Source organism: Amycolatopsis sp. NPDC051903 (assembly GCF_044452505.1).
Lineage (GTDB): Bacteria > Actinomycetota > Actinomycetes > Mycobacteriales > Pseudonocardiaceae > Amycolatopsis.
In genome coordinates this window covers 300,759-327,217 of sequence record NZ_JBITBT010000007.1, presented here as the reverse complement: position 1 = coordinate 327,217, position 26,459 = coordinate 300,759, and the positions used below count along the sequence as shown (strand labels likewise).

Genomic DNA, 26,459 nt, shown 5'->3' with positions numbered 1-26,459 from the left:
CGCGAAAAAGAAGTAACACCACCACCCGAGACTCCTCGGGCAACGCACCACACGCGGCAGGGCCCCCTCCCACACCAGGAAGGGGGCCCTGCCGCGTCTCCGGGAAGTCAGGCCCGTCTCGGGGATCCGCCGCGTGGCAACGGTCCCCCCAGCCTGGCCGCACGACGGCGCTGGCGGAAGGTCCCGCGTTGATCGGGCTGCGCCCCTGCGGTTCCGGATAGGCCAGGTGCGCGCCTGACGAGACGCTGGTGTGGCTCCGCTGCTGGACCGCCTGTGCTGCAACACCGACGCCTGTTCCCGCCACCACCAAGCCGGCCGGGCCACCACTGCTGCGTGCCGCCTGGCACCGAGGCGCCGAGCCGACGGCGTGCCCCAAGGACCGCGCGACCACGCTGTCCGGGGCGGATCCGATGCGCGCGCCGCAGGCCCTGGGAAATTCGCGCCGCCGCAGCGTGCCGTCCGGCGCCGAGGAGTCGAGCCGGGGGCGGCTCGGTGGGCTGTGCTGTCACTGCGCCGGTGGAGGCGGGTCTGATGCGCCGCAGGTCTTGGGAAGTCCGCCCCATCACTCGTGCTGTCTGGGGTCCAGGAGTCGAGCCGGGGGGCGGCTCGGTGGGCTGTGCTGTCACTGCGCCGGTGGAGGCGGGTCTGATGCGCCGCAGGTCTTGCGAAGTCCGCCCCACCACTCGTACCGCCCGGGGCCGAGGAGTCGAGCTGCCGCGCCGCAGCCCGGGCCGCGCCGCAACCACGCCCGCCAGGGGCGAACCCGATGCGGGCACCACGGATCTGGGCAACTCCCGCCACCACCTCTACTGCCCGGCGGCCGGGGCGGGTTCGGGCGGATCGACTGCGCCCCAACACATCCGCGACCAACCCCGCGACATGGCCTTGAGCTGCGGATTCACCGGGCCTCCGCGCCCTCCGACGACCGTTCCGGCGGCACCGCCGAGTCCGTTGCCGCACAGGGACTCCAGCGGCCGTCAGGGGCGCCGCGAGCCCGTTCCCACCCGCCGTGAAAGGCCCGGGCGCAGTGATCCCGAGTCGTTCTACCGACAGTGTGATCACGCCCGATCGAGGGTGAAATATTGCGTCGAAGCAGGCCGGGTTGATACGCCGTTCGGGCGGACTTCTGTACCGAACGGCGGCCCGAAGCCAATCCCGATCTCTATAGAATCGAGCTCCGCTCGGCGGGAAGTAATAGCCGCCCGACACTTTTCGAGCGCATTCGAACAGTGCCGCATTCACCGATCTTCCCCGCGGCCCGCCCGGCTGCCGGAAAGGCGGAAGGCCTCCCCGCCGGCAACGGTGGGGAGGCCTTCGCGCAGAAACCGGTCAGTGCCGCGACGGGGCCGGTGCGGGGAGCGGGCTGGGGTAGTAGTCGGCGCCCACCAGCTGGAGACCGGTGTCACCGGTGCGGAACGAGAGGACCCACAGCGAGCCCTTCTTGCTCGGCACGACACCGCCACGGGCGGCGGAGATCGGCAAGCCGTCGCGGTCGGCCAGAGCGCTCACCAGGTCCGGGATCACGCCGCCCTGGCTGGAGATCAGCGGGGTGCCGCCGGCGCCGGCGATGGCCAGCAGGCGGTTGATCCCGCGGACGGGGTCGGGCCAGTAACCCTCTTCCGACAGCAGTTGCTCGTGGCGGATCTCGACACCGAGGTCCTCCGCGACACCGCGAACCGTCTGCACGCACCGCAGCCGCGGGGCCGAGAAAACGTCGTCCGGGCCGAAGAGCGGCAGCAGGGTGCGCAGGGCTTCGGCCTGGCGCAAGCCGGCGTCGGACAGCGGGCGCAGGTCGTCGTCGCCGGTCCAGTCGTCGCGCTTGCCCGCCTTGGCGTGGCGGACGAGCAGCACGGTCGTGAGCGTGGCCGGCAGGGCGCAGAACTCCCGCAGCACGCCGACGTCGGCGGTATTCGTCAGCAAGCGCTCGGCCGTCACGGGGTCGAGCCAGCGCAGCTCGTCGACCTCGTGGTTGGCCTCGAACGAACCCGACACGGCTTCGCCGCTGAAGTAGTCGACCGTCTTGCTCAGCAGCTCGCGGCCGTTGCGGGAGTGCACGTCGTACGCCGTCTGCCCGACGTGCCGGCCGAGCACGGTGCGGTAGCCGGTTTCCTCTTGCACTTCCCGCACCGCGGCGGCGGCGAGGGTCTCACCGGAGTCGAGCTTCCCCTTCGGTAGCGACCAGTCGTCGTAGCGGGGCCGGTGCACGACGGCGACTTCGATCCCGTCGCCGGCGCGGCGCCACAGCACCGCACCGGCTGCGCGGACGTCCACGCTCATCCGGCGGCCCCGTGCAGCTTCGCCAGTTCCACCTGGTGATCACGGACCTGCGAACCGGCCGCCGGGAACGGCTGCCACTCGCCGGTCGCGGTGAGGACCCAGCAGCGCGTGGCCGGGTCGAGCGCCGAGTCGAGCACGGCGTCGAGCTGGTTCGTGAGCTTCAGGTCCTTCACGCGCACGAGCGCTTCGATGCGGCGGTCGAGGTTGCGGTGCATCATGTCGGCGCTGCCGATCCAGTGCGTGCCGCCCGCGCGGAAGTGGAAGATCCGCGAGTGCTCGAGGAAGCGGCCCAGGATCGAGCGCACGCGGATGTTCTCCGACAGCCCCTCCACGCCCGGCTTCAGCGCGCAGATGCCGCGCACGACCACGTCGACGGGCACCCCGGCCTGCGAAGCGTGGTACAGCGCGTCGATCACCTGCTCGTCGACGAGCGAGTTGCACTTGATCCGGATCCCGGCCGCCTGCCCGGCGCGCGCCAGTTCGATCTCCTCGCCGATCGAGCGCACGATGCCGCGGCGGATGCCGTGGGGCGACGTGAGGATCGTGCGGTAGGTGTCCTGCCGCGAGTAGCCGGTGAGCACGTTGAACAGGTCGGTGATGTCGGCGCCGATGCTCGGGTCGGCCGTGAGCAGGCCGAGGTCCTCGTACAGGCGCGCGGTCTTCGGGTTGTAGTTGCCGGTGCCGATGTGGCAGTAGCGGCGGATGGTCGAACCCTCCTGGCGCACCACCATCGACACCTTGCAGTGCGTCTTCAGCCCGACGAGGCCGTAGACCACGTGCACGCCCGCGCGCTCCAGCGTGCGCGCCCACGTGATGTTGGCCTGTTCGTCGAAGCGCGCCTTGATCTCGACGAGTGCCACGACCTGCTTGCCCGCCTCGGCGGCGTCGATCAGCGCGTCGACGATCGGGGAGTCACCGGAGGTGCGGTAGAGCGTCTGCTTGATCGCCAGCACCTTCGAATCGGCCGCGGCCTGCTCGATGAAGCGCTGCACGCTCGTGGAGAACGAGTCGTACGGGTGGTGCACCAGCACGTCGCCCTCGCGCAGCGTCGCGAACACGCTCTTCGGCGTCTCCCGCTCGCCGAATGCCGGATGCGTCGCCGGCACGAACGGCCGGTCCTTGAGCTCCTTGCGGTCCACACCGGACAGCTGGTGCAGACAGGTGAGGTCGAGCAGGCCCGGCACCTCGACGACGTCGGCCGGGTCCACCTCGAGCTCGCGCAGCAGCAGCTCGAGCATGTGCTCGCTCATGTCCTCCGCGACCTCGAGCCGCACCGGCGGGCCGAAGCGCCGCTGCGCGAGCTCGCGTTCGAGGGCCTGCAGGAGGTCCTCGTCGCGGTCCTCTTCCACCTCGAAGTCGGCGTTGCGGGTGACGCGGAACACGTGGTGCTCCGTGACCTCCATGCCGGTGAACAGCTCGCCGAGGTGCGCGGCGATGAGTTCCTCCAGCGGCAGGAACGTCGCCGTGCGGTTGGCGCGCTCCGGTTCCACGCGCATGAGCCGCGCCACGTTGCTGGGGACCTTCACCCGCGCGAAGCGTTCGGTGCCGCCCTGCGGGTCGCGCACCGTCACCGCCAGGTTGAGCGATAGTCCCGAGATGTACGGGAACGGGTGGGCCGGGTCGACGGCCAGCGGGGTGAGCACCGGGAAGATCTGCTCGGAGAAGTAGCTCGAAAGCCGAAGCTGCTCGGCGCCCGAGAGGTCCGCCCAGCCGACGAGCCGGATGTCCTCCTTGGCGAGCTGCGGACGCAAGTGGTCTTCGAACGCGCTCGTGTGGCGCTCCACCAGGTCCTGGTTGCGCTTGGCGATGTAGTCCAGCTGCTCGCGCGGCGTGAGGCCGTCGGCGCTGCGCACCGACAGGCCCGTGTCGTCGCGGCGCTTCAGGCCGGCCACTCGGACCATGTAGAACTCGTCCAAATTGGACGCGAAGATGGCGAGGAACTTCGCCCGTTCGAGCAGCGGCTGCGACTCGTCCTCGGCGAGCGCCAGCACCCGCGCGTTGAAGTCGAGCCAGGACAGCTCCCGGTTGAAGTACCGGTCGTCGGGCAGCGTCTCGACGGCCGTGGGCCCCGACGCCGAGGTGACGGCGGGCGGCGCCGAGGGCACCGCGCCCTCGAAGGTTCCCGCGCGGCGCGAGCGGGCCGGGCGGGCGGGGGCTGTCACCTCCGCGGCGGCGACGGCCGCGGCCGCGGTGGTCTTGCGGGCGCGCGTGGTTTTCGCCCCGGGCTCCTTCGCCTCGGTCTTCGCGGCGGGGTCCTTCGCGGTCTTCGGTTTGCCCGCCGCGTTCGCGCCGGCCTTGGCGGCGGTCGCGCGGGCAGCCGTCTTCACCGCGTCGGCGGCCTTGGAGTTCGTCTTCCGCGCGGCGCTGGTGCGGCGCACCGGGGTCGCAGGCGCGTCAGCTTTCGCCGCGCTGGCCCTGCTCCGCCGGGCGGGCTGTCCGTTCCGGGCGGGTGTGCTGGCGTCGTCTGTGCTCACCTCGCCCATTGTTCACTACGGAGGCGCCGTTTGCGCAGACCGCGGTGAAGGTCAAATGAACACCTCAATCCATCGGGACCGGCTCGGTGGGCAGCAGCGCGGCCGTGCGTTTGCCGACGCCGAGCGCGGCCGCGTGCCGAAGATCGTCCGAAGTGTCCACGTCGCTGCGCAGGGAAACCAGGCCGGCGGCCAGTGCGGTGGCGCCGGAAGCCGTGTGCCGCTGGGCGGAACCGGCACCGAATCGCGGGCCGAGCGGCGCGCCGGGCGCCGACAGCAGCAGCGTCGTGCCGGTGCCCTGGCGGTCCGCGACGAACGCGCGCCGCCCCGCCGCTTCGGCCAGCGCGGCCGCGAAGTCGCCCGCGCGCAGGGCCGGCAGGTCGGCCTGCAGCGCGCCGACGACACCGCCCGGGTCGCCGTCGCGCAGGAGAGCCTCACCGTGACGCAGCGCTTCGTTCAGCCCGCCGTCGCGCGACTCCTTCACCAGCTCCACGCCCAGACCGGCCAGTTCGGACACCGCGGCCGGGTCGGCGGCCACCACCAGCACGCGCCGCACGGCGGCCACCGACGTCACCGCCGCGAGCGTGTCGTACGCCAGGGCCAGCACCAGTTCGGCGTGCGCCACCCCGGCGAGCGCGCCGCGCAGGCGCGACTTGCCCTCACGGGGGTGTTTCAACGGCACGACCAGGTCCACGTCCACCCGTCCATCTTTACCCGATCCCGGCGCGGCGCGTGGTGAGCGCACCCTCCCTGGACTGCGTGAACCCCGGGGCGGCAGGATCTGCCGGAGAGCAGACCGATCGAGGAGGAGACTTGGCACGGCGCGAGAAGGGCGGCTTCTGGGTGGGGCTGGCCGCCGTTGTGTTCTACCCGCTGACCACGATCGGGAAGCGGGTGTACGTCGGGGCGGAGAAGATCCCCAGGCGGGGGCCCGCGGTGCTGGTGATGAACCACATCTCGCACCTGGATCCCGTGGTCGACGCCGTGTTCGTGCACCGCCAGAAGCGCGTGCCGCGGTTCTTCCTCAAGGAGAGCCTGCGCCACGTCCCGGTGTTCGGGAAGATCGTCGACGGCTCGGGCCAGATCCCGGTGGCGCGCGGGTCGAGCGCGGCGGGCGACAGCCTCAAGGCCGCGCACGAGGCGCTGGCCGAGGGGAAGCTCATCGTGATCTACCCCGAGGGCACGATCACGAAGGACCCGGCCGGCTGGCCCAAGGAGTCCTTCACCGGGGTCGCACGGCTCGCGCTGCAGAACGACGTGCCGGTGATCCCGATCGCGCGCTGGGGCACCAACCAGATCTTCAACGGCTACACGAAGAAGTTCACGCCGTTCCCGCGCAAGACCGTGACGCACCTGGTCGGCGACCCGCTGGACCTGTCGGCCTACGCCGGCGCGAACGCCCGCAGCGCCTCGACGCTGCGCGAGGTCACCAAGCTGATGATGGACGAGGTGACCCGGCTGCTGGGCGAGATCCGGCACGAGGAACCGCCCGCGAAGAAGCCGGCGGACGGCGCCTGATGGCCGCGTTCGCCACCGACGTCCAGCGGGTGACCGTGCTCGGCGCCGGCTCGTGGGGCACGGCGTTCGCGAAGGTGCTCGGCGACGCCGGCCGCGACGTGACGATGTGGGCGCGGCGCGAGTCGATCGCCGCGGAGATCTCCGCGCACCACACCAACGAGTCGTACCTGCCCGGCACCCGGCTGCCCGACCGCATCACGGCGACGGCCGACCCGGCCGTGGCGCTCGACGGCGCCCAGGCCGTGGTGCTCGGCGTGCCGAGCCAGAGCCTGCGCGCGAACCTCACCGCGTGGCAGCCGCTGCTGCCGCGCGACGCGATCCTCGTGAGCCTCGCCAAGGGCGTGGAGCTGGGCACGCTCAAGCGCATGAGCGAGGTCATCGCCGAGCTGGCGAAGGTCGACCCGGGTGAGATCGTCGTGGAGTCCGGCCCGAACCTGGCGCGCGAGATCGCCGCCGCGCAGCCGGCCGCCGCTGTGCTGGCGTGCGCCGACCACGAGCGCGCCATGGCGATCCAGCGGGCGAGCTCGAACCAGTACTTCCGCCCCTACACCAACACCGACGTCGTCGGTGTCGAGCTGGGTGGCGCGTGCAAGAACGTGATCGCGCTCAGCTGCGGCATGGCCGTGGGGATGGGCTTCGGCGCCAACACGATGGCGACGCTGATCACGCGCGGACTCGCGGAAATGGCGCGCCTGGGCGCGAAGCTCGGCGCCGACCCGCTGACGTTCGCGGGCCTCGCCGGCCTCGGTGACCTCGTGGCGACGTGCTCGTCGCCGCTGTCGCGCAACCGCACCTTCGGCGAACGGCTCGGCCGCGGCGACACCCTGGAGCAGGCGCAGGCCGCGGGGGGCGGGCAGGTCGCCGAGGGTGTGACGTCGTGCTCGTCGATCCGAGAACTCGCGCGCAGCCGCGGGGTCGACATGCCGATCACCGACGCGATGCACCGCGTGTGCCACGAAGGGGTTGACCCCCGGCAGGCCGGCGCGGAACTGCTGGGGCGCTCGCAGAAGCACGAGTGGCGCTGATCTTGCTCCCAGAGGGTGGGAACCGGTTGACCCGCTTCGCCGGTGCTGGTTCGCTGTCGGCGTGCTGACGTGCCTGATGACTGTGCGGCGGGGGTCCTGCGACCTCGGCCCCGTCATGGCGTCGTCGTCGTGTCGCTGCTGTCGGTGAACCCAGCCCCGGCCCAGTTCGACACCCTTCGCCTGCGAGGAACCCCTTCATGTTCGCCGTCCCGGACAACACGCTGCTGCGTCCCGAGAACCCCGCCCTGCGCCACCCGGTGCGCGTCGCCCTCGAGGTGGCCGCCGACCGCGAACGCTGGGCCGGGCTCCTGCGCTACGACCCCGACGAGCGCTTCGCCGCGCTCGTCGACTCCGCCGGGGGCCAGGAGGTCTGGCTGCTGTCCTGGCTCCCCGGCCAGCACACCGACTTGCACGACCACGCGTTCGCGAGCGGCGCGTTCACCGTCGTGTCCGGCCGGCTGACGGAGACGGTCGCGCGCCGTTCGCCCGACGGCCGCGCCGTGACGGAGGTGCACGCGCTGGCGGCGGGCCAGTCGCGCGTGTTCGGACCCGGTTACGTGCACGAGGTGCGCAACGCCGGTCCGGACCCGGCGATCAGCGTGCACGTCTACCGCGACGGGCCGCGGGCGATGCGGCCGTTCCACCTCGACCCGCTGGGCGGGCCCGTCCGGGACTGACCTCAGTCCAGGTCGCCGCGCAGCCGGAACTCGGCCTCGATGGCCTCGGGCGAGGCACCCGTGGCGAGCAAGACTTGCAGCAGCACGCGGGACTTGCGCGGGTCGAGCCAGCCGGCCATCGTGGCGCCCATCTTGATCAGGCTCGACTCGGAACCGTGGAAGCCGTAGGTGCCGCGGAACGTCGTGCCGGCGCCGGTGCGCGTCGCGATGACGATCGGTACCTCCGCGGCGGCGATCACGTCGGCCGTGCCCGTGGAGACGTGGCCGACACCGCTGGCCGCGACGACCACGCCGCGGGCGCCGGCGTCGAGCACCAGCGACAGCAGCTCACCCGAGTCGGCGATCCCCGCTTCCAGCAACGGGACGAGACCGGCGAAGTCCGCGTTGTCCACCGGCACCGCGGCCGCGCGCGAAGGCGCGGGGTGGAAGTAGTGGACGGACCCCTCGGCGACGAGCCCGAGCGGTCCCGCCGGGTTCGACGAGAACGCTTCGACGTGGCTCGCGTGCGCCTTGCGGACCCAGCGGGCCGCGTGCACGTCGTCGTTGAAGGCCACCAGCGCGCCGCGCCCGCGGCTACGCGGTGAAGCGGCGACGGTGAGCGCGGCGAGCAGGTTCGCCGGTCCGTCGGCGGACGGCAGGCTCGGGTTGCGCATCGCGCCGGTGACGACCACCGGCACGTCGTGGGGCCACGTCAGTTCGAAGAACCACGCGGTTTCCTCCAGCGTGTCCGTGCCCTGCACCACCACGAGCCCCGCCGCGCCGGCCGCGACCTGCTCCAGGCCCCACGCGCGGGTGCGCAGCAGCGTGGCGTAGTCCATCGACGCGCTGGAGATCCCGGCGAGCGTGGCCGCGGTGACGTCCATGGGCAGGTGCGCGCCGAGTTCGCCGAGCAGGTCCTCGGCGGTCAGCCGCGGCACCACCCCGTCTTCGAGCGAGCGGCCCGGGGCCATGGAGATGGTGCCGCCCAGCGCGGCGACGGCGACGAGAACACGAGTCATGCCCGCACTCTAGGAGTGCTTCACCGCCTGCAGGGTGTAGCTCGCCGCGATCCGCCCGGGGTTGTCCCGAAGCCGCCATTCGCCGCCGCCGGCCGGTGCCATCTCCTTCGGCAGCGCGTTCCACGGCACGGTGTCGTGCTCGGTGAACGCGGTGAGCGTGAGGCCGTGGGCGAGCAGCGCGGTGATGATTTCGCCGAGCGAGTGGTTCCACGAATGCGTCGTGCTGTTGACGATCGGGCCCTCGGCCTCGACGTAGGTGGTCTCCTCCGCGAACACGAGCGGTTCTTCGTGCTCGAAATACTCGTACTTCGGCCACGCCCGGTCGGCTTCGTCGTCCAGCGTCCACAGCATCGGGTGGCCCTCGCGCAGGAACAACCGGCCGCCCGGCCGCAGCAACCGCGCGACGACACGGGCCCACCGGTCGATCTTCGGCAGCCAGCACAACGCGCCGACGCCGGTGTAGACGAGGTCGAACGCGTTCTCCCCGAACACTTCGACGGCGTCGTAGGTGTTGGCCTCGTGGTAGTCGATCTGCGCGCCGGCGCTGTCCGCCAGCTTCCGCGCCTCGGCCAGCGACACGGGCGAGAGGTCGAGGCCGGACATCTCCGCGCCGAGGCGCGCCAGCGACAGCGTGTCGGTCCCGAGGTGGCACTGCAGGTGCACGCCGCGCAGCCCGGTGACGTCCCCGAGCCGCGGCCGGTCGAACCGCACGACGTCGGAGAGGTGCGCCGGATCCGTGCGGAACTTCTCGAAGCCGTAGTACTCCGACTTCGCGTGCACCACCGCGCGCTCGTCCCAATTGGCGCGGTTGACGGCGAACGAGTCGGTCACGCCGTGGCCGCGCGCTCGGCCTCGCTGCGCAGCACGCAGAACTCGTTGCCTTCGGGGTCGAGCAGCACGGCCCAGCCGGTGCCGTCGGGCCGCCGTTGGTCGTCGGACAGGGTCGCGCCCGCGGCGAGCAGGCGCTCGACCTCGGTGTCGCGCGGGACGTCCGGCGTGAGGCACAGGTGCACGCGGTTCTTCACCGTCTTGCTTTCGGGCACCTCGATGAACAGCAGGGTGCCGCCGTGGCCGAGTCCGATGCCGACTTCCGGATCGCCCGGGGAATCCTCGTCGGCGATCGGGCGGCCGAGCACGCCGCTCCAGAACTGCGCCAGCGCGTAGGCGTCGCGGCAGTCGAAGGTGGTGTTCTGGACGACGGACGGCATGCGTTCCCCCTGGGTGCTCGGTGTGCCCGCAGTCTGCCCGAAACGCCCGTTCGCGCGCGAGGTTGTTTCCGGCGTGGGCCGACCGGTTTCCTGCGGGCAGCGAGGACGAGCCCGCCTCGTCCGGCCGGAAGCCGGTGAAGAATCGTGCGAAGCTGGGACGGGGAGGCAACGATGTGGGGTGCGGTTTTGCTACTGGCTGGTCTCGCCGTGGCCGGGTTCGGCACCCACGAGGCCGTGATCCAGCACCGCCTCCGACGCGAGGGGATCCGCGTCGGTGGCCTGGTGGTCCGCCACCGCGTGGACTCCGGGAAGGATGGCCCGGTCCGCTTCGCGATGGTCGAATTCGTTGATGCGCAGGGCAGTCGGCACACGTTCCAGGCCAGGTCGTCCGGAGTCAAAGGCCTACGCGTGGGCGGTGGGGTCCCGGTGCGCTACCTGCCCGACGACCCGAAGCGCGCGCGAATCGACCTCACCAGGAGACTGACGGGGGATGTCGCGTTTCCCTTTGCGGTCGGTGTCCTGTTCTCGGTCATCGGGATCTGGCTGCTCGCCACCGGCCGTTGAGCCTGGTTTCACGCGAGCGCGAGCCCGGGGGAGCGGTGCACGCGCCGCTGCGAGTCGACGATCAGCACGCCGCAGCGCGGTTGTGCGGCGGCCCAGGCGATGCCGTCGGTGCCGAGCGCGAACGCGGCGGTGGCCAGTGCGTCGGCGTGCGTGAGGTCTTCGGCGACGATCGTCACGCTCAGCAGGCCCGTCGCCGGGAGCCCGGTGCGGCCGTCGAGCACGTGCGCACCCCGTTCGTACGCGGCGGAAGTGGCGACGGCGCCGTCGCGCGACGCGAGCACGGCGCACACCGCGTCGGGCCGTTCGGGGTGCCGGATGCCGACGCGCCACGGCCGTCCCGGCTCCGGTTCGCCTTCGGTGACGACGTCGCCACCGGCGTTGAGGCAGAACCGGCGCGCGCCCGCCGCGTGGAGCCGGTCGGCCGCGCGCTGCACGGCCCAGCCCTTGACCACGCCGGAGGGGTCCAGACCACGTCCGGGCAGCCGCGCGGAGAACGCGCCACCGGAGAGGTCTTCGTAGTACGCGCACAGGGTGAGGACTTCGTCGAGGTCGGCGCTGAGGTCCCCGGCGGCCGGCTCGCCCCGGTCGAGGCGGCACACCTCGCTGTCGGCGCGGAACGGGCTGAACCGCGCGTCCACGTCGTGCAGCCAGGCGAACGCCTCGGCCACCGCGCCCGCGAAATCGCCTTCGTCACGCAGGTCGAGCGACACCGGCAGGCCCATCACGTGCTCCACGTGCGTGGTCATCACGAGCCCCGCGCGTCGAGCGCCGCCTGCAGCGACTTGATGTAGGACTCGCTGGTCTGCGTCGCGCCCGAGACCGTGTCGATGTTCGCGCTCTGCGCCTGCAGGGCTTCCTCGCGCAGCAGGGGGATCGCGTCGACGCCGCGGCCGCTGTCGGGCTGCTGCACGAGCGTGACGTCGGTGATCCGGCTGCCGTCGAAGCTCACCTGGACCTGCACGGTGCCGAATTCGGTCGCTTCCGCGCTGCCCCGCGTCGTCACGGCTCCCGAACTGGCCGAAGCGGACGGTGCTGAGCTCACGGCGGGAGCGGGGGCGCTCGTCGCCGGCGCCGGGTCGAACCGCCACACGGCGACGAACCCGGCGATCGACAGCGCGACCACGAAGATCGTCTTCTTCATCGTGACCTCCTCACGCGGCCAGGCTGAAGCGCTCGGCGTGGACCTGACCCGACGGCACCCGCAGCTCCCGCAGGCTGCGCAGCACGGCCGACGTCATCCCGGGCGGGCCGCAGACGAACACGTCGCGCTCGCCGAGGTCGGGCACCAGGGCGTGCAGCGCCGCGGGGCCGAGCACCGGGCCGTGCGGCCCGTGCCGGTCCGACGGTCCACTGAGGACGTGCACGATCGCGCCGCGCGTCTTGGCCAGCGCGTGCAGTTCGGGCAGCAGCACGGCGTCGGCCGGCGTGCGCACGCGGTAGAGCAGCACGACGTGGCCGGCGGCGTCTTCGAGCAGCGCGCGGATCGGCGTGATGCCCACGCCGCCGGCGATCAGCAACGCGTCGGGCCGTTGCCGGTGGATCGTGGTGAAGGCGCCGTACGGGCCTTCGGCGAACACGCGCGTGCCGACGGGCAGCGACCGCAGGCTCGCGCTGGAGCTGCCGACGGCCTTGACCGTGAGCCGCAGTGTGCGGCCGTCAGGCGCGGCCGACAGCGAGAACGGGTTGGCCTGCCACCAGCGGTCGCGGGTGAGGAAGCGCCACAGGAAGAACTGGCCGGCCCGGGCGGGCAGCCGGTGGAGGTCGCGGCCGGTCAGGTACACCGACACAGTGTCCTGCGACTCGGGCACGACGGCCACCACCCGCAAGCGGTGCCGCAGGTTGCGCCGCAGCGGCAGGAGCACGCGTCCGCACACCACGGCCAGGCCGGCGCCCAGCCACAGCGCCCACCAGTACGCGCGCGCCGCCGGGTGACTCGCGAACGACTGTCCCACCGCGAGCTGGTGCGTGAACGCCAGCACCACCGCGGCGTAGGTGTAGAGGTGCACGAAGTGCCACGTCTCGTAGGCCATCCGCCGGCGCGCGAAGCGGGCCGACGCGGCGCCGACCACGAGGATCAGCACGAACGCGACGATCGCGCGCAGGATCCCTTCGAGCGTGTCGGCGAGCTGCACGAGCTCGTTCGCCGGGTTCGTCCGCTCGATGCCCGAGTAGCCGACGACGACGAGCACCACGTGGGCGACCAGCAGCCACAGGAGGGTGAAGCCCGTCCAGCGGTGCCACGACGTCAGCCGGTCCATCCCGAGGCGGCGGTCGAGCCACGGCAAGCGCGCCACCAGCAGCAGCTGCCCGGCCATCGCCTGCGCGGCGTAGAGGCCGGCGAGGCGCCCGGCGGTGATCAGCGGGTCGTCCGACAGCCCGCCGAGCGCGAAGAACACGGTGGCCAGCACGACGTTGGCCGTGAGGAACGCGAAGATCCACGCCTTCGCGACGGCCCGCGGCGCGACCGCCGGGCGCGGCGGGGAGGCGGTCGGGGTCAGGACGCTCACCGGGATTCCCTTCGAGTGGGGGTCACGGAAACCAGCGTCGGCGCGGAACCTGTGGCGGATCTGGGTGGAACCTGTCGACTGGCTGTCGGCCGCCGCGTCCGCTCGCGCGTCCGCGCAGCGGTCACGGAGGATGGTGGGGTGGAGAACCCGAACCCGGTGCGGCTGCTCGTCGTGGACGACGAACCGCACATCGCCGATCTGGTCGCGACCGTCGCCCGGTACGAGGGCTGGCAGGCCGTGACCGCGGGGTCGGGCGCGGCCGCGCTCAGCCGCGCGGCGGAGTTCGGGCCCGACATCGTGGTGCTCGACCTGATGCTGCCCGACCTCGACGGCTTCACCGTGCTCGATCGCCTGCGCGAAGACGGCGACCTCGTGCCCGTGGTCTTCCTCACCGCGAAGGACGCGACGGCCGACCGCATCGCCGGCCTGACCCGCGGCGGCGACGACTACCTCGTGAAGCCGTTCTCCGTCGAGGAGCTCATGGCCCGGTTGCGGGCCGTACTGCGCCGCAGCGGTGGGCCACAGCCTCAGGCGCCGCGCGCCGCCGTGCTGCGCGTCGCGGACCTGACGCTCGACGAGGACACGCGGGAGGTCCGCCGTGGCGACCGCGTGGCCGAGCTGACGCCGACGGAGTACGAGCTGCTGCGCTACCTCATGCGCCGTTCGCCGGCGGTGCTCACGAAGGCGCAGATCCTCGACCACGTGTGGGAGTACGACTTCGGCGGGCGGTCCAATGTGGTCGAGCTGGTGATCTCGCACCTGCGCCGGAAACTCGACGACGGGGCCGAACCGCTGATCCAGACGGTGCGCGGCGTCGGGTACGTGCTCCGCCGGGCGGTTCGGTGAACCGGCTGCGGCGCTGGGCCCGGCGCTGGTACGCGGCTTGGCGCGCGTCGCGGCTCGGCACGCGCCTGGCGTTCGGGCTCGGCGCGCTGGCGCTGGTGGTGTTCGCGATCGTCGGCGCCGTGACCGTCGAGTTCATGCACGGCTACCTCGACCGGAGGCTCGACGAGCAGCTCAAGACGAGCCAGGTCGCGCAGGTGCCGGGGCTGCGGACTTCCCACGGGAACCCGGAAGTCGTCTACTCGTGGTTCTCGGCGGTGTTCGAGGTCGACGGCGGCGTGGCGAAACCGCAGCCCGGCAGCGACCTGCCGGCCGACGTGCAGCCCCTGGCGGACGTCGCGGTCGACGCGACCCGCGGTGACGTGTTCCGCACCGTGTACCTCCACGGCGACGGCCCCTACCGCGTACGCGCCTGCCCGGTCGCGACGGACTCCGGCGGCACGGGGACGGTGTTGCTCAGCGCCGCGCCGCAGGCCGATCTGGAGGGCACGGTGCGGCAGCTCGTGATGGTCGAGGTGATCGCGTTCCTCATCGCGCTGGCCGTGCTCGTCGTCGCGGGGCGGCTCGTCCTGCGCCGCGGCCTGCAACCGTTGTCCGCCATGGCCGGGACGGCGCACGACATCGCGTCCCACGACCTCACGGCCACGGCGGACCTCCCGGTGCGCGCCACGGGCGAGGGCGGCGGCGCCGAGGTGGCGGAGCTGCGGACGGCGTTCAACGTGATGCTCACGCACATCGAGTCGGCCCTCGCCGCGCGGACCGCGGCCAACGAACGCCTGCGCCGCTTCGTCGCCGACGCGTCGCACGAGCTGCGGACGCCGCTGACGTCGATCCGCGGGTACGCCGACCTCTTCCGCTACGCGGCCGCGAACGAGCCCGCTGAACGCGAGGCGCACCTCACGAAGATCCGTGAGGAGACGGCGCGGATGAGCGTGCTCGTCGACGACCTGCTGCTGCTCGCCCGCCTCGACGCGCACGACGCGGAACCGCCGGTGCGCCCGGAACGCGTCGACCTCGTGCCGATCGCCGAGGCCGCCGCCGACGCGTTCCGCGCCGGCCGCCCGGCGCACCCGCTTTCGGTGGAGCTGCCGGAAACTCCGGTGGTCGTGGACGCGGATCCCGTGCGGTTGCGGCAGATCTTCGACAACCTGCTCGCGAACGCAGCCGTGCACACGCCTTCGGGGACGCAGGTCGGGCTGTTCGTCGACGGCTCCGGCGGCCAGGCCGTGGTCCGGGTTCAGGACGCCGGGCCCGGGATCGCGCGGGAGGACCAGCGGCGGATCTTCGACCGGTTCTTCCGCACGGACAACTCGCGCACGCGGTCGGCCGGTGGCACGGGGCTGGGGCTGTCCGTGGTGCAGTCGCTGGTGGTGGTGCACGGCGGCACGGTCGGCGTCGAGAGTCAGCCGGGCCGGACCGTGTTCACCGTGCGGCTGCCGGCGGCGCGCTGAACCACGTGCTCCGGCACGGACCACCCGGCCGGGAGGTCGGCGGACGGTTCGGGCTCGCCGAACACCGTCCGGACCGGGAGGACCCCGGCCCAGGCGTCGTTCGCGGCGACGTCTTCGGGCTCGTCGTCCGGACCTTCGGCCCGCAGCTTCACCGAGGCCTCGGTGAGGTCGAGCGCGAGGACGGTGACGGAGGCGTACTCCTTGGCGTTCACGGCGCGCGCGTGGTCCCACGAGCCGGGGGAGAGGTGTTCGGTGAGCACGCGCAGGCCGTGGAGCTTCTCGTCCCGGTCGGTGACGAGCCGGGCGCGGCCGAGGACGACGGCGCTGCGGTAGTTCATGGAGTGGTTGTTCAGCGAGCGGGCGTAGACGATGCCGTCGAGCAGCGTGACGGTGACGCAGACGTCGAGTTCCTGCGCCGCGGTGCGCAGACTGGCGGCACCCGTGGAACCATGCAGGTAGAGCGTGTCGCCGTCGCGCCCGTAGCCGGTGGGGAGCACGAGCGGCGCGCCGTCGCGGACGAGGCCGAGGTGGCAGATCAGGGCCTCGTCGAGCACGGCGTGCAGCGTCGCGCGGTCGGTGGCCGCGCGGTTCTTCTTGCGGCCGAGGGTGGTCCGGGCGGTCGGCGAGAGGCTGGTCATGTTCGCAGTCTCGCCCGGGTCAGTGGCATCCTGAAACGGCCACTTCTCGTACACTTGGGAAGTCCACTTCTCGTCGTTCGGGAGTTCTCGTGTCCTACACCGACACCGCGCTGCCGGTGCGCCTCGACCGCGAGGCGAGCACGCCGTTGGCCGTCCAGCTCGCCGACGCCCTGCGCGAGGCCGCGGCGGGCGGCCACCTGCGCGGCGGCGACCGGCTGCCGTCGACCCGCGCCCTGGCGGAGCGGCTCCGGGTGTCGCGAACGGTGACGTCGGCGGCCTACGAGCAGCTGCACGCCGAGGGCTGGATCGCCGGCCGCCACGGCTCGGGGACCTACGTGACGACGCCGCCGACGCGGGCGGCCGCGTCGGTGTCGCCCGCCGGGTCGCTGGTCGCGGAAACCGAGGCGGCGCCGTTCCTGGACCTGACGCCGGGCACACCGTGGGCCGCGGGTCTGGACCGCGCGGCGTGGCGCCGCGCGTGGCGGGCGGCGGCGGATCCGGATCCACTGATCCGCGCGCACCGCGCCGGGCTGCCCGAGTACCGCGCGGCCGTGTCCGAGCACCTGCTGCGCCACCGCGGCCTGGCCGCCGGCTCCGTGCTCGCGACGGGCGGCACGACGGCCGCCGTCGTCGAGCTCGCCGCCGCCGTGCTGCGGCGGGGCGCGGTCGTGGCGTTCGAAGAGCCGGGGTACCAGCGGGCCGTGCAGGCGTTCCGGTCCGCGGGCCTCACGGTCGTGGGCGTCCCCGTCGACGAGGAGGGCCTGCGCCCGGACGCCATCCCGCCCGGTGCCCGGGCCGTCTACTGCTCGCCGGCGCACCAGTACCCGATGGGCAGCCGCATGAGCGCGGCGCGCCGCGTGGAACTCGTGGAGCGCGCCCGCGCCGACGGCATGCTCGTCATCGAGGACGACTACGACGGCGAGCTCCGCTTCGACGTCGCCCCGCTGCCCCTGCTGGCCGCCCTCGCGCCCGACGTCGTCGTCCACCTCGGGACCACGAGCAAGATCCTCACCCCGACGCTCGGCGCCGGGTGGCTCGTGGCCCCGGCTTCCGTCGCGGAGACCGTGCTCGCCTACCGGGACCTCACCGGCACCCGCCCGTCGCCCGCCGGGCAGCGCGTCCTCGTGGAACTCGCCCGGCACGGCGACCTGGGCCGCCACCTGCGGAAACTGCGCCGCGAACTCGCGGAACGCCGCTCGTTGCTGTCGGCCGCCCTCTCGGCCGCTTCGGTGCCGGTGCTCGGCGACGACGCCGGCGCCCACCTCGTGGTGCCGTTCGCCTCCGCCGCGGACGAAACCGAGCGCATCGCCGCCGCCGAACGCCAGGGCATCCGCCTCGACGGCCTGGCCCGGCACTTCGCCGGAACCCCCACGGTGCACGGGGTGGCGCTCGGGTATGCGGGCTGCTCGCGGGAAGCTTTGGTGAGTGCGTTGCCGGCTTTGGTGAACTTGCTCCGCTGAGCCGCTGAGCCGCTGAGCCGCTGAGCCGCTGAGCCGCTGAGCCGATGACCGCTGAGTCGCTGACCCGCTGACGGCCGCGATGTCCGGCCGGTTTTCGCGTGTGCCGGCTGTCGCTTCTGTCCGGCTGCGCGCGACTGGCCCCTTCGCGGCGCGAACGGTCCCACCGCACCCGCCGGCGGTGCGAACGGTCCACTCGCGCCGACGCGACGGCGTGAACGGTCCCACCGCACCCGCCGGGCGGTGCGAACGGTCCACTCGCGCCGACGCGACGGCGCGAACGGTCCACTCGCGCCACGAATCGCCCGCCGTGAGTGGTTCCACCGGTCCCTTCGCGTGGCGAACGGTCCCGCCGTGCCTGGGTCGAAAGCGCGAACGGCCCACCCACACCGCCACCGTCACAACAACCCGCCCGAGTGGGCACTTCGGGCACCGGTGAACGGCCCGTGCACCGGGCCTGCGGCGTTCGCCGTGGTCACCCGGTACGGTGAGCCACCATGAGTGCTGAGAAGATCCGCGTGGCGGTCGTGTTCGGCGGGCGCAGCAGCGAGCACACGATCTCGTGCCTGTCGGCCGGCAGTGTGATCGCGAACCTGGATCCGGAGCGCTACGAGGTGCTCCCGGTGGGCATCACGCCCCAGGGCGGCTGGGTGCTCGGCACCGGCGACCCGAAGGAACTGAGCATCCGGGGCCGCGAGCTGCCGACCGTGGAGTCCGGCCGCGCGCTCGTGCTGGCGGGTGACCCGACCAGCCGCGAGCTGCGCACCGTCGACCCCGGCGAGGCGACCGAGGTGCTCAGCGCCGTCGACGTGGTCTTCCCCGTGCTGCACGGCGCGTTCGGCGAGGACGGCACCATCCAGGGGCTCCTGGAGATGGCCGACATCCCCTACGTCGGCCCCGGGGTGCTCGCCAGCGCGGCCGCCATGGACAAGGAGTACGCGAAGAAGCTGCTCGCCGCGGAGGGGCTGCCGGTGGGCACCTACTCGGCGCTCCGCCGTGGACAGTCCACAGTGTCCTCGGAAGACCGGGAACGGCTTGGCCTCCCTGTCTTCGTGAAGCCCTCGCGCGCGGGCTCGTCCGTCGGCATCTCGCGCGTCACGGACTGGTCCGATGTGGACGCCGCGATCGAGCTGGCGCGCCGGACGGATCCGAAGGTCCTCGTGGAGGCCGCGGTCGTGGGCCGTGAGGTCGAGTGCGGTGTGCTGGAGTTCCCCGACGGCCGTGTCGAGGCGTCGCTGCCGGCCGAGATCCGCGTGCTCGCCGAGGGCGCCGACGCGTGGTACGACTTCGAGACCAAGTACCTGGGTGAAGACGCCGAACTGGACATCCCCGCGAAGCTCGACGACGTGATCACCGAGCGCGTGCGCGCGATGGCCGTCGAGGCGTTCCGCGCGCTCGACTGCCAGGGCCTGGCCCGCGTCGACTTCTTCGTCACCGGGTCCGGCGACCTCGTGATCAACGAGGTCAACACCATGCCCGGCTTCACCACGAAGTCCGCGTACCCGAAGATGTGGGAGGTCACTGGCGTCGACTACAAGACGCTGCTGACCACCCTCATCGACACGGCCCTCGCACGCGGCACCGGCCTGCGCTGAGCGAACGGCGGGACCGTCCGTGCCGGACGGCCCCGCTCGCTCGGATCAGGGGATCGACTTGCCCAGCGCCAGCAGCGCCGCCGGCGTCAGGAACGTGTACAGCGAGGTCACGGTGAGGATCACCCCGAGCACCTTGCCGGGCAGCTTGCCGTAGGTCGTGGCCGCCACCGCGAGGAACGCGACCAGCCACACGACGAGGATCGACTGCAGCATCCAGCTGCCGTCGAAGAACTTCCACCACAGCAGCGGCACGACGGCCACCGCCACGGCCAGGTTGCCGACCGGCCGCAGGTCGAGCCCCTTGACGAGCACCACGCCGAGCGCGGTGAAAAACGTCCCGTAGAACGTGACGATCCCGGCGAGCGGGACGCCCGTCGCCGGCGGTGCGGTCGCGATGATCACGGCGGCTTGCACGAGGTCGACGACGCCGGCGAGCGCCGTCACCCAGCCGACCGTGGTCAGCGGGTTCGGCCCGTCTTCGGCGGGTTTCGCTCCGACTCCGAGAAACGCCAATCCGTTCAGCCAGACGGCGAGTCCGGAGACGACGAAGATCACGGTGATGGGTGGCACTGACGATTCCTTTCCGCTGCGGAATTCGCGGAAACCGCCTGCTCCGGCCAGGGTGGTAACCTGGCGGAGTCGCGGTCCCGCGTGCTCGTCCGGTGGTGCAGGCGACTCCACTCGGCACGCACCACCGGTCGAATGGTCAACGGGCACAACGACAACCGGGTGCTGCCGCCCCAACCGGGCGGCAGCACTCCCGTGTTCCGGCCGGTTTCCGATCCGCCGTTCCGGCCGTGCGAAAAATCCTCCCGACATTCCGGACCTACCTTGCCGGAAATTTCACAGCCGGGTCATTTCACGACGATGTCCTCGAGAACAACTTGGTGTTTCCGGCGTTTCGGGGAAGTGAACGCCGCGCCCATTTCCCCGCGGTGCCGTCAGGCCCGCGCCGACCGCCCCCGGCCGCTCGTGTGATCATCGGACGACATCCCCGGGCAGGAGGCAGCGCGTGCAGATCGCATCCCGGCTCGACCGGCTCCCGGTCACCCGCCGGCATCGGTACTTCGTCGCCGTCGTGGGGCTCGCGACGTTCTTCGACCTCTACGACCTGTTCCTCGCCGCCACGATCAGCACCGTGCTCACGCACGAGTTCGGCGTGAGCTCGCAAGCGCTGAAGTACGTGCTCGCCTCGGCGTTCGTCGGGGCGTTCGTGGGTGCCGTGGCCCTGGGCAAACTCGCCGACCGGCTCGGCCGGCGCCGCGCGTTCCTGCTCACCCTCGGGCTGTACTCGGTTTTCACGCTGCTCGGCGCGTTCAGCACCGACGTCTGGATGCTCGTCGTCTGCCGGTTCATCGCGGGCATCGGCATCGGCGCCGAGCTCCCGGTCGCCGACGCGTACCTCGCCGACCTGCTGCCCGCGCACGCCCGCGGCCGTGCCACCGCGTGGGCGTACACGCTCGGCTTCTGCGGTGTGCCCGCCGCCGGTTTCCTCGCCCGCGCGCTCGCCGGCCACGCACCGCTTGGCGTCGACGGCTGGCGCTGGCTGTTCGTGCTCGGCGCGCTCGGTGCCGCGATCGTCTGGGGCCTGCGGTTCACGCTGCCCGAGTCGCCGCGCTGGCTCGCCGCGCGCGGGCGCGAAGCCGAGGCCGACGCGATCGTGCGCGAGCTCGAAGCCGCCGCGCCGCAGCCGCTCGCCGAACCGGAACCCGAGCCGCCCGCACCGGAACCGGTGCGGTTCAAGGCGTTGCTGTGCAAGCCGTGGCTCCGCCGCACCACGATGCTCTACGTCTTCCAGCTGTTGCAGGCCTTCGGCTACTACGGCTTCGGCTCGCTGGTGCCGATCGTCCTGGCCGCCAAGGGGTTCGGCCTCGTGAACTCGCTGACGTTCAGCGCGCTCACGTTCCTCGGCTACCCGATCGGCTCGGCGCTGTCGATCCCGATCATCGAACGGATCCAGCGCAAGTGGCTCATCGTGGCGAGCGCCGCGGCGATGGCCGTTTTCGGCCTGGCGTTCGGGTATGCGGCGGCCGGCGCGGCGATCGCGGTGTTCGGCTTCTGCTACACCGCCGCCAGCAACGTCTTCTCCAACGCTTTCCACACCTACCAGGGCGAGCTGTTCCCGACTTCGCTGCGCGGGACGGCCGCCGGTTCGGCGTACGCGCTTTCGCGCCTGGCCACGGCGGCGATGCCGTTCATCCTGCTGCCGATCCTGCAATCGGCGGGTGCCACCACGATGTTCGCGGTCGTGGCGGCCGCGATGGTGGTGCTGATCGTCGACGTCGCGGTGCTCGGCCCGCGCACCACGGGCGAGCCGCTCGAGACGATCGCCGCGCGGACCGTCAGAACTTCAAAGGCTTAGCCGGGAGCTTCGCGGCGACGGTGTCCGAAACGGTCTGCAGTGGACCGGTTCCGGCCGAATCCGGCACGGTCAGTGCGAGGTAGACGTCGCGGTCGACCACGTACCAGGTGGCGGCCTCGTCTTCCGTGACCTGCAGCCACTGCACGCCGTTGATCAGGCGCAGTTCGGCGGTCTGCGTGAGCTCCGGCGGCCGGTCGAGGCCGCAGCGCAGCACGATCGCGTCGCCCTCACCCCAGGCGACGGTGGCCTTCGGCGCGGGCTGCGCGAGGGTGCGGCGGGCGAGCTGCCTGCCGTTCGACGTCAGCGTCGCCGGCATCGCGCTGACCACCGTCGTGCACGCCGGGGTGCCCGCCTGCGGAGCGGGCACGGCCACGAGCGGGAGCGGTCCGTTCGCCTCGTTCTCGTCCGGTGGGGCCTGGTTCTTCGTGAGCGCGAAGACGGCGACCACCGCCGCCAGCGCGACCACGAGCACGGCCGCGACCACGAGCACCACCCGGGGCGGCGCGCCGGTGTCGGTATCTGCCACCCCGCAAGTGCACCACGCGTCAGAGGTGGACCACCGGGCAGGTCAGCGTGCGCGTGATCCCCTCCACGTTCTGCACCTTGGCGACCACGAGCTGCCCGAGCTGGTCCACGGTCTCCGCGGTGGCGCGCACGATCACGTCGTAGGGCCCGGTCACGTCCTCCGAGCTGGTCACGCCCGGCACATCGGCGATCTCCGCCGCCACCGCGGCCGCCTTGCCGACCTCGGTCTGGATGAGGATGTATGCGTGGACCACGGCGTGCCCTTTCGTCGGTAACGATGGAGTCGAGGTAGGAACGGTGTAGGCAAGGTATCGCCAGCCCCGGGAAAAACCTAGGGGATCCGACTGTCGGTGGTCGAGGCTTCGTACACGGAGAGAAACAGGAGGTGACCGGTGTCACCGGACGACGGCTCGGTGGCCGGGACGGGCGAGTTCGCGCTGATCCACGCGGTCACCCACGGGCGGCGCCAGCCGGCGTCGACCCTGCTCGGTCCAGGCGACGACGCGGCGGTGGTGGCCGCGCCCGACGGCCGCGTGGTCGCGACCACGGACGTGCTGGTCCAGGGCGTGCACTTCCGCCTCGACTGGTCGAGTCCCGAACAGGTGGGGCGCAAGGCCGTGGCCGTGAACCTGTCGGACGTCGCGGCCATGGGCGCGAAACCGACCACGGTCCTCGTCGGGTTCGCGTGCCCGCCGGACACGCGCACCGAGGTCGTGACGGAGATCATGAACGGCATGTGGGCCGAAGCGGCGCGGGCCGGAATCGGCGTCGCCGGCGGCGACATGGTGAGCGCCGATCAGATCGTGATCAGTGTCACCGCGTTGGGGGACCTGGAAGACCGCGAACCGGTGACGCGCTCCGGCGCCCGGCCCGGCGACGTCCTCGCCGTGTGCGGCCGGCTGGGCTGGGCCGCCGCGGGGCTGGCCGTGCTGCGGCGCGGCTTCCGCTCGCCGGTCGGGGTCGTGAACGCGCAGCGCGCGCCGGAACCGCCGTACGCCGCCGGTCCGCAGGCCGCGCTCGCCGGGGCGACGGCGATGGTCGACGTGTCCGACGGCCTGCTCGCCGACCTCGGCCACCTCGCCTCGGCGTCGGAAGTCGGGCTCGACGTGCAGACGGCCGACCTCGAGATCTCCACGCGGCTACGGGAAGTCGGCACCGCGCTCGGCGCCGATCCCCTGCGCTGGGTCCTCACGGGCGGCGAGGACCACGCGCTCGCGGCGACGTTCCCGCCGTTCGGCGAACTGCCCGAGGGCTGGCACAAGATCGGTGCCGTGACGATGCCGGGCTCCGGCGTGACCGTGGACGGCAAGGAGTACGGCCACGAAGGCGGCTGGGAGCACTGGCGGCAGCACTAGGCTGTGGCCCGTGGAGATCAGACCGGTCGCCTTCGACCACCCCGACGCGACCAAGCTGATGGCCGAAGTCCAGCTCGAGTACGTGCGCCGCTACGGCAGCGAAGACTCGACCCCCCTGGACGCCGCGCAGTTCGCGCCGCCGCGCGGGCTGTTCCTCGTCGGTTACCTCGACGGCGCGCCCGTCGCGTCCGGGGCGTGGCGCGCGCACGACGGCCCGGCGCCCGCGTTCGCGCCCGGCGACGTCGAGCTGAAGCGGATGTACGTCGTGGAATCCGCGCGGGGCAAGGGTTTCGCGCGCGCGATGCTGGCGGAGCTGGAGCGCACGGCCCGCGCGGCGGGGCGCCGGCGAGCGGTCCTGGAGACGGGCACCGAACAGCCCGAGGCGATCGCCCTCTACGGTTCGTCGGGCTACACCGCGATCCCGGGTTTCGGTGTGTACAAGGACGAACCCGAGAGCCGGTACTTCGGCAAGAACCTCGTGTGACCAAACGGGAGACGGTTTTGGCGATCTACGCGCTCGGCGACCTCGTCCCCTCGATCCACCCGGACGCCTACGTCCACCCCGACGCGACCGTGATCGGCGACGTGCGGATCGGCCCGCGCGCGTCGGTGTGGCCGCAGACGGTGCTGCGCGGCGACCACGGGTACATCGAGATCGGCGAACGGTCCAACGTGCAGGACGGCTGCGTGCTGCACTGCACTTCGAAGCACCCGACGATCCTCGGGCCGTCGTCGGCCATCGGCCACGCCGTGCACGTCGAAGGCGCGACGATCGGCACCGGCTGCCTCATCGCGTCGGGTTCGGTGGTGCTCAACGGAACCGCGATCGAAGACGGCGGGATGGTCGGCGCGGGCGCGGTCCTGTCGTACAACTCGCACGTGGGTCCCGGCGAGATCGCGCTGGGCGTACCGGCGAAGGTGCGGCCGAACAAATCGTTCTCCGCCGAGCAGATCGCGATGGTGGTCGACTCGTACGTGCGGCGCGGCGCGCGGTTCCGCGAACAGCTGCGGCGGCTCGACCCGCCCCGGTGACGTCGCACACGCCGCGCTAGGCTCGCGGGCCGTGACCGCACGACCGCTGAACGAGATCGTCGAAGCAGGCTGGGCGCAGGCCCTCGAGCCCGTGGCGCCGCAGGTCGCCGCGATGGGGGAGTTCCTCCGCGCGGAGATCGCGGCGGGCCGCAAGTACCTCCCGGCCGGCGAACACGTGCTGCGCGCGTTCAAACAGCCGTTCCACGACGTGCGGGTGCTGATCGTCGGCCAGGACCCGTACCCGACGCCGGGGCACGCGGTCGGCCTGAGCTTCTCGGTCGCGCCCGACGTGCGGCCGCTGCCCAAGAGCCTGGTCAACATCTATAAGGAGTACGCCGAGGACCTCGGCTACCCGTTGCCGGCCAACGGTGACCTCACGCCGTGGGCCGACCAGGGCATCCTGCTGCTCAACCGCGCGCTGACGGTGCAGCCCAGCAAGCCGAACTCCCACCAGGGCAAGGGCTGGGAGCAGGTGACGGAGCAGGCGATCAAGGCGCTCGCCGCGCGCGACGAGCCGATGGTCGCGATCCTGTGGGGCCGCAACGCCCGCAACCTGCGCCCGATGCTCGGCGACGTCCCGTGCATCGAATCGGCGCACCCCAGCCCGCTTTCCGCGCACAACGGCTTCTTCGGTTCGCGTCCGTTCAGCCGCGCCAACAAGCTGCTGGCCGACCAGTGCGCGGCGCCGGTGGACTGGAAACTGCCCTGACGGTTCGCCGTCGCGGTGTCCGGTCAGGTGGTCCGGCTCCGACTCCGGGGTGAGGATTGAGCCCGACCCTGGGAGGAAAACCATGACCACCACCGTCACTTCCGCCGACGGCACGTCCATCGCGTTCGACACCTACGGCACCGGTGCACCCGTACTGCTCGTCGGTGGCGCCGTGAACGATCGGACGACCGTGGCGGCGCTCGCCGTCGTGCTGGCGGAGGCGGGGTTCCAGGCCGTCGCCGTCGACCGGCGGGGCCGCGGCGACAGCGGGGACGCGCTCGTCTACAGCGTCGAGCGCGAACTGGACGACCTGACGGCCGTGATCGAAGCCGTCGGCGGTTCGGCCGCGCTGTTCGGCCACTCGTCGGGCGCGATCCTGGCGCTGGAAGCGGCGGCCCGCGGCCTGCCAGTGAGCAAGGTGGCGGCGTACGAGCCGCCGTTCATCGTCGACGGCGAGCGCCCGCGGCCCGGCGACGACCTCGCCGAGCGCCTCAGCGCCCTGCTCGCCGACGGTGATCGCGACGGCGCCGTGGAGCTGTTCCTGACCGAGGGCGTCTCCGTGCCGGCCGAGGGCGTGGCCGCCATGAAGGGGCAGCCCGTGTGGGACTGGTTCGTGGGCTACGCGCACACGCTGCCCTACGACGCCACCGTCACCGGTCCCGGCGGCCGGCTGCCCGCCGACCGGCTGGCCGCCATCACCGTGCCCGTGCTCGTGATGTCGGGTGGTGCGGGGGAGGCCTGGATGGGTGCTTCGGCGCGGGCTGTCGCCGAGACCGTGCCGCACGCCCGGTACGAACTGATCCCCGGGCAGGATCACAGCGTGCTCAACGCGCCCGAATCACTGCGTTCCGTGCTGACGGACTTCCTGAAGTGACAAAATGGCGCTCTACCTCGAGTGGTGACCACGCGTGGGGGTCCAGGGGGCTTGCCCCCTGGCGGGGGTCTGGGGGTTCGACCCCCAGAAGGCGCCGGTAAGGCGAAAAAAATGGCGAGTGCTCTCCACGAGCACTCGCCACCCCAAGCTTTCGCCTTACCCCCGGACGACCTTGCCGGCCTTGATGCACGAGGTGCACACGTTGAGGCGCTTGCGCTGGGACACGCCGACCTTGGCGTGCACAGTCTGGATGTTCGGGTTCCACCGGCGGTTGGTACGCCGGTGGGAGTGCGAGACCGACTTGCCGAAGCCGGGTCCCTTGCCACAGACGTCGCACACGGCAGCCACGTCGAACTCCTCTGGATCTGGGACA

At 72.2% G+C, this 26,459-nt stretch carries 28 protein-coding genes; 14 read left to right on the top strand and 14 right to left on the bottom strand.

What is annotated here, in order from left to right; all coding sequences use genetic code 11:
* Positions 1 to 1,329 precede the first annotated feature (1,329 nt).
* From ACIA77_RS19735 to cofC, 3 genes are read right to left on the bottom strand one after another with little or no spacing between them, the layout of a single operon-like run.
* On the bottom strand, positions 1,330 to 2,277 hold the full coding sequence (locus ACIA77_RS19735; RefSeq protein WP_395887328.1) for an NUDIX domain-containing protein: 948 nt from the start codon (positions 2,275 to 2,277) through the stop codon (positions 1,330 to 1,332).
* Positions 2,274 to 4,760, bottom strand: coding sequence for an RNA degradosome polyphosphate kinase (locus ACIA77_RS19730; RefSeq protein ID WP_395887327.1), 2,487 nt, complete (start codon positions 4,758 to 4,760; stop codon positions 2,274 to 2,276). The genes ACIA77_RS19735 and ACIA77_RS19730 overlap by 4 nt, the downstream gene beginning before the upstream one ends.
* A gap of 55 nt (positions 4,761 to 4,815) precedes the next feature.
* The gene (gene cofC, locus ACIA77_RS19725; protein ID WP_395887326.1) at positions 4,816 to 5,448 is read right to left on the bottom strand and encodes a 2-phospho-L-lactate guanylyltransferase; all 633 of its coding nucleotides are present in this window, start codon (positions 5,446 to 5,448) and stop codon (positions 4,816 to 4,818) included.
* A gap of 113 nt (positions 5,449 to 5,561) precedes the next feature.
* On the opposite strand from cofC, the gene ACIA77_RS19720 reads away from it, so the two are divergent.
* From ACIA77_RS19720 to ACIA77_RS19710, 3 genes are all read left to right on the top strand, one after another.
* The gene (locus ACIA77_RS19720; protein ID WP_395887325.1) at positions 5,562 to 6,266 is read left to right on the top strand and encodes a lysophospholipid acyltransferase family protein; all 705 of its coding nucleotides are present in this window, start codon (positions 5,562 to 5,564) and stop codon (positions 6,264 to 6,266) included.
* A complete protein-coding gene (locus tag ACIA77_RS19715) occupies positions 6,266 to 7,291 on the top strand; it encodes an NAD(P)H-dependent glycerol-3-phosphate dehydrogenase (RefSeq protein ID WP_395887324.1) in 1,026 nt (341 codons plus the stop codon). The genes ACIA77_RS19720 and ACIA77_RS19715 overlap by 1 nt, the downstream gene beginning before the upstream one ends.
* A gap of 197 nt (positions 7,292 to 7,488) precedes the next feature.
* Positions 7,489 to 7,968, top strand: coding sequence for a cysteine dioxygenase (locus ACIA77_RS19710; protein ID WP_395887323.1), 480 nt, complete (start codon positions 7,489 to 7,491; stop codon positions 7,966 to 7,968).
* A gap of 2 nt (positions 7,969 to 7,970) precedes the next feature.
* Here the strand turns inward: ACIA77_RS19710 and ACIA77_RS19705 are convergent, their stop codons facing one another.
* From ACIA77_RS19705 to ACIA77_RS19695, 3 genes are read right to left on the bottom strand one after another with little or no spacing between them, the layout of a single operon-like run.
* On the bottom strand, positions 7,971 to 8,966 hold the full coding sequence (locus tag ACIA77_RS19705) for an asparaginase (protein ID WP_395887322.1): 996 nt from the start codon (positions 8,964 to 8,966) through the stop codon (positions 7,971 to 7,973).
* Positions 8,967 to 8,975: 9 nt separating this feature from the next.
* The gene (locus ACIA77_RS19700) at positions 8,976 to 9,797 is read right to left on the bottom strand and encodes a class I SAM-dependent methyltransferase (RefSeq protein ID WP_395887321.1); all 822 of its coding nucleotides are present in this window, start codon (positions 9,795 to 9,797) and stop codon (positions 8,976 to 8,978) included.
* On the bottom strand, positions 9,794 to 10,174 hold the full coding sequence (locus tag ACIA77_RS19695) for a VOC family protein (RefSeq protein ID WP_395887320.1): 381 nt from the start codon (positions 10,172 to 10,174) through the stop codon (positions 9,794 to 9,796). Before ACIA77_RS19695 ends, ACIA77_RS19700 begins: the two co-directional genes overlap by 4 nt.
* A gap of 144 nt (positions 10,175 to 10,318) precedes the next feature.
* Between ACIA77_RS19695 and ACIA77_RS19690 the strand changes: the two genes are divergently transcribed.
* On the top strand, positions 10,319 to 10,738 hold the full coding sequence (locus ACIA77_RS19690) for a DUF3592 domain-containing protein (RefSeq protein ID WP_395887319.1): 420 nt from the start codon (positions 10,319 to 10,321) through the stop codon (positions 10,736 to 10,738).
* A gap of 8 nt (positions 10,739 to 10,746) precedes the next feature.
* On the opposite strand, the gene ACIA77_RS19685 is transcribed toward ACIA77_RS19690, so the two are convergent.
* The 3 genes from ACIA77_RS19685 to ACIA77_RS19675 are packed head-to-tail and all read right to left on the bottom strand — an operon-like array spanning position 10,747 to position 13,236.
* The gene (locus ACIA77_RS19685; RefSeq protein ID WP_395887318.1) at positions 10,747 to 11,484 is read right to left on the bottom strand and encodes an FAD:protein FMN transferase; all 738 of its coding nucleotides are present in this window, start codon (positions 11,482 to 11,484) and stop codon (positions 10,747 to 10,749) included.
* Positions 11,484 to 11,879, bottom strand: a complete 396-nt coding sequence (locus ACIA77_RS19680; protein WP_395887317.1) for an FMN-binding protein — start codon at positions 11,877 to 11,879, stop codon at positions 11,484 to 11,486. Before ACIA77_RS19680 ends, ACIA77_RS19685 begins: the two co-directional genes overlap by 1 nt.
* A gap of 10 nt (positions 11,880 to 11,889) precedes the next feature.
* Positions 11,890 to 13,236: a ferric reductase-like transmembrane domain-containing protein gene (locus ACIA77_RS19675; RefSeq protein WP_395887341.1), complete on the bottom strand. Its 1,347-nt coding sequence runs from the start codon at positions 13,234 to 13,236 to the stop codon at positions 11,890 to 11,892.
* Between the two features lie 147 nt (positions 13,237 to 13,383).
* Here ACIA77_RS19675 and ACIA77_RS19670 point away from each other — a divergent pair, with 147 nt between their 5' ends.
* Together ACIA77_RS19670 and ACIA77_RS19665 are read left to right on the top strand one after the other, a co-directional pair.
* Complete coding sequence (locus tag ACIA77_RS19670) at positions 13,384 to 14,091, top strand: response regulator transcription factor (protein WP_395887316.1); 708 nt, start codon at positions 13,384 to 13,386, stop codon at positions 14,089 to 14,091.
* Positions 14,088 to 15,539, top strand: a complete 1,452-nt coding sequence (locus tag ACIA77_RS19665) for a sensor histidine kinase (protein ID WP_395887315.1) — start codon at positions 14,088 to 14,090, stop codon at positions 15,537 to 15,539. Before ACIA77_RS19670 ends, ACIA77_RS19665 begins: the two co-directional genes overlap by 4 nt.
* Here the strand turns inward: ACIA77_RS19665 and ACIA77_RS19660 are convergent.
* A complete protein-coding gene (locus ACIA77_RS19660) occupies positions 15,491 to 16,177 on the bottom strand; it encodes a pyridoxamine 5'-phosphate oxidase family protein (RefSeq protein WP_395887314.1) in 687 nt (228 codons plus the stop codon). The genes ACIA77_RS19665 and ACIA77_RS19660 overlap by 49 nt on opposite strands.
* A gap of 89 nt (positions 16,178 to 16,266) precedes the next feature.
* On the opposite strand from ACIA77_RS19660, the gene ACIA77_RS19655 reads away from it, so the two are divergent.
* Both ACIA77_RS19655 and ACIA77_RS19650 read left to right on the top strand, forming a co-directional pair.
* Positions 16,267 to 17,637 (top strand): PLP-dependent aminotransferase family protein, encoded by a 1,371-nt coding sequence (locus tag ACIA77_RS19655; RefSeq protein ID WP_395887313.1) that lies wholly within the window; start codon positions 16,267 to 16,269, stop codon positions 17,635 to 17,637.
* Positions 17,638 to 18,131: 494 nt separating this feature from the next.
* Positions 18,132 to 19,229 (top strand): D-alanine--D-alanine ligase family protein, encoded by a 1,098-nt coding sequence (locus tag ACIA77_RS19650; RefSeq protein WP_395887312.1) that lies wholly within the window; start codon positions 18,132 to 18,134, stop codon positions 19,227 to 19,229.
* A 45-nt stretch (positions 19,230 to 19,274) separates the two neighbouring features.
* Here the strand turns inward: ACIA77_RS19650 and ACIA77_RS19645 are convergent, their stop codons facing one another.
* On the bottom strand, positions 19,275 to 19,799 hold the full coding sequence (locus tag ACIA77_RS19645) for a hypothetical protein (RefSeq protein WP_395887311.1): 525 nt from the start codon (positions 19,797 to 19,799) through the stop codon (positions 19,275 to 19,277).
* A gap of 442 nt (positions 19,800 to 20,241) precedes the next feature.
* Here ACIA77_RS19645 and ACIA77_RS19640 point away from each other — a divergent pair, with 442 nt between their 5' ends.
* Positions 20,242 to 21,591 (top strand): MFS transporter, encoded by a 1,350-nt coding sequence (locus tag ACIA77_RS19640; RefSeq protein ID WP_395887310.1) that lies wholly within the window; start codon positions 20,242 to 20,244, stop codon positions 21,589 to 21,591.
* Here ACIA77_RS19640 and ACIA77_RS19635 read toward each other — a convergent pair.
* Positions 21,572 to 22,117: a DUF3515 domain-containing protein gene (locus ACIA77_RS19635; RefSeq protein ID WP_395887309.1), complete on the bottom strand. Its 546-nt coding sequence runs from the start codon at positions 22,115 to 22,117 to the stop codon at positions 21,572 to 21,574. The two genes, ACIA77_RS19640 and ACIA77_RS19635, sit on opposite strands and share 20 nt — an antisense overlap.
* Positions 22,118 to 22,136: 19 nt before the next feature.
* Positions 22,137 to 22,370 carry an Lrp/AsnC ligand binding domain-containing protein gene (locus ACIA77_RS19630; RefSeq protein WP_395887308.1) on the bottom strand — a complete coding sequence of 78 codons (234 nt, stop codon included), beginning with the start codon at positions 22,368 to 22,370 and terminating at the stop codon, positions 22,137 to 22,139.
* 138 nt (positions 22,371 to 22,508) lie between these two features.
* Here ACIA77_RS19630 and ACIA77_RS19625 point away from each other — a divergent pair, with 138 nt between their 5' ends.
* The 5 genes from ACIA77_RS19625 to ACIA77_RS19605 all read left to right on the top strand — a co-directional run bounded on the left by ACIA77_RS19625 (position 22,509) and on the right by ACIA77_RS19605 (position 26,086).
* Positions 22,509 to 23,471: a thiamine-phosphate kinase gene (locus ACIA77_RS19625; RefSeq protein ID WP_395887307.1), complete on the top strand. Its 963-nt coding sequence runs from the start codon at positions 22,509 to 22,511 to the stop codon at positions 23,469 to 23,471.
* 10 nt (positions 23,472 to 23,481) lie between these two features.
* A complete protein-coding gene (locus ACIA77_RS19620) occupies positions 23,482 to 23,955 on the top strand; it encodes a GNAT family N-acetyltransferase (protein ID WP_395887306.1) in 474 nt (157 codons plus the stop codon).
* Positions 23,956 to 23,972: 17 nt separating this feature from the next.
* Entirely contained in the window at positions 23,973 to 24,503 is a 531-nt protein-coding gene (locus ACIA77_RS19615; RefSeq protein WP_395887340.1) for a gamma carbonic anhydrase family protein, read from the top strand.
* A 31-nt stretch (positions 24,504 to 24,534) separates the two neighbouring features.
* The gene (locus ACIA77_RS19610) at positions 24,535 to 25,212 is read left to right on the top strand and encodes a uracil-DNA glycosylase (RefSeq protein WP_395887305.1); all 678 of its coding nucleotides are present in this window, start codon (positions 24,535 to 24,537) and stop codon (positions 25,210 to 25,212) included.
* An 82-nt stretch (positions 25,213 to 25,294) separates the two neighbouring features.
* Complete coding sequence (locus ACIA77_RS19605; protein WP_395887304.1) at positions 25,295 to 26,086, top strand: alpha/beta fold hydrolase; 792 nt, start codon at positions 25,295 to 25,297, stop codon at positions 26,084 to 26,086.
* A gap of 156 nt (positions 26,087 to 26,242) precedes the next feature.
* Here ACIA77_RS19605 and rpmB read toward each other — a convergent pair whose 3' ends face one another.
* A complete protein-coding gene (gene rpmB, locus ACIA77_RS19600; protein ID WP_003091970.1) occupies positions 26,243 to 26,434 on the bottom strand; it encodes a 50S ribosomal protein L28 in 192 nt (63 codons plus the stop codon).
* Between the last annotated feature and the right edge of the window lie 25 nt (positions 26,435 to 26,459).